At 66.1% G+C, this 1,521-nt stretch carries 1 protein-coding gene; it reads left to right on the top strand.

What is annotated here, in order from left to right:
* The coding region (locus tag ACWDSL_RS53365; protein ID WP_450496999.1) for an acyltransferase domain-containing protein at positions 1-1,521 on the top strand (1,521 nt) is incomplete at both ends.

Raw genomic sequence — 1,521 nt, 5'->3', positions numbered from 1 at the left:
GTCGTCGTTTGGTATGGGTGGGACGAATTGTCATGTGGTGGTGGAGGAGGGGCCTGTTGTTGGTGGGGTGGTGGCTGGCGGTTCGGTGAGTGTTGGTGGGTCGGTGGCTGTTGGTTCGGGGGAGCGGTTGGTGTCGGTGGTGCCTGGGGTGGTGCCGTGGGTGGTTTCGGGGCGTGGGGTTGCGGCGTTGCGGGGGCAGGCGGAGCGGCTGCTGTCGCATGTTGAGGTGTCTGCTGTCAGTGGTGATGAGCTGTCGCTGGTGGATGTGGGCTGGTCGTTGGCCACGGGGCGGACGGCGTTTGAGCACCGTGCGGTTGTCATCGGTGGTCGTGACGGTCTGAGGGCTGGCCTTGGGGCGTTGGCGCGGGGTGAGGATGTTCCTGGGTTGGTGGCGGGGCCCGCGTTCGGTGTGTCGGGCGCGGGTGAGCGTGTGGTGATGGTTTTCCCGGGTCAGGGTTCGCAGTGGGCGGGTATGGCCGTGGGACTGCTGGACTCTTCGCCGGTTTTCGCGGAGCGTTTTGCTGAGTGTGGTGAGGCGTTGGCGGAGTATGTGGATTGGTCGTTGGAGGACGTGCTTCGGGGCGTTGCGGGTGCTGCGTCGTTGGAGCGGGTCGATGTGGTGCAGCCGGTGTTGTGGGCTGTGATGGTGTCGTTGGCTGAGCTGTGGCGCTCGTTCGGTGTTGAGCCCGCTGCGGTGGTCGGGCATTCGCAGGGTGAGATCGCTGCGGCGTGTGTGGCCGGGGCGTTGTCTTTGCGTGATGGGGCGAGGGTGGTGGCGCTGCGTTCTCAGGCGATTGCCGAGGATCTGGCCGGGCTCGGTGGGATGGCGTCGGTGTCGTTGACGGCCGAGCAGGTGGCCGAGCGCATCGCGGGGTGGGATGGTCGGCTGTCGGTGGCGACGGTGAATGGTCCGACTTCGGTGGTGGTGGCCGGTGAGGTCGAGGCGCTGGTCGAGTTGCTGGCGGGGTGTGAGGCTGATGGGGTGCGGGCGCGGCGTATCGCGGTGGATTATGCGTCCCATTCCGCCCAGGTCGAGGTGATCGAAGGGCGGCTGGCGGAGCTGCTTGAGGGCCTTGAGCCGCGGTCGTCTTCGGTGCCGTTCTATTCGACGGTGACCGGTGGGCTCATCGACACGGCTGAGCTGGATGCCGGCTATTGGTATCGCAATCTGCGGCAGACGGTCCGGTTCGAGGAGACCGTCGGCGCCATTCTGGACGAAGGCGACGCGGTCTTCATTGAGGCGTCCGCTCATCCGGTGCTGGTGGTCGGGGTGGAGGAGACCGCTGAGGCCCGTGGTGCGAACGGCACGGTGGCGTTGGGTTCGTTGCGGCGTGACGAGGGCGGCTTGGACCGCTTTTTGACTTCCTTGGCTGAGGCGTGGGTGCGGGGTGTAGTTGTCGATTGGGCCAGGGCGTTTGAGGGTGCTGGTGGGTCGTGGGTTGATTTGCCGACGTATGCGTTTCAGCGGGAGCGGTTTTGGGTGGGTGAGGAGCCGGGGGGTGGTGTGGTGGAGTCTTTGGT

The sequence above is a fragment of the Streptomyces sp. NPDC000941 genome (assembly GCF_053599555.1).
The sequence above is the reverse complement of the archived record's forward strand: the minus strand, read 5'-3'. Positions and strand labels throughout refer to the sequence as shown.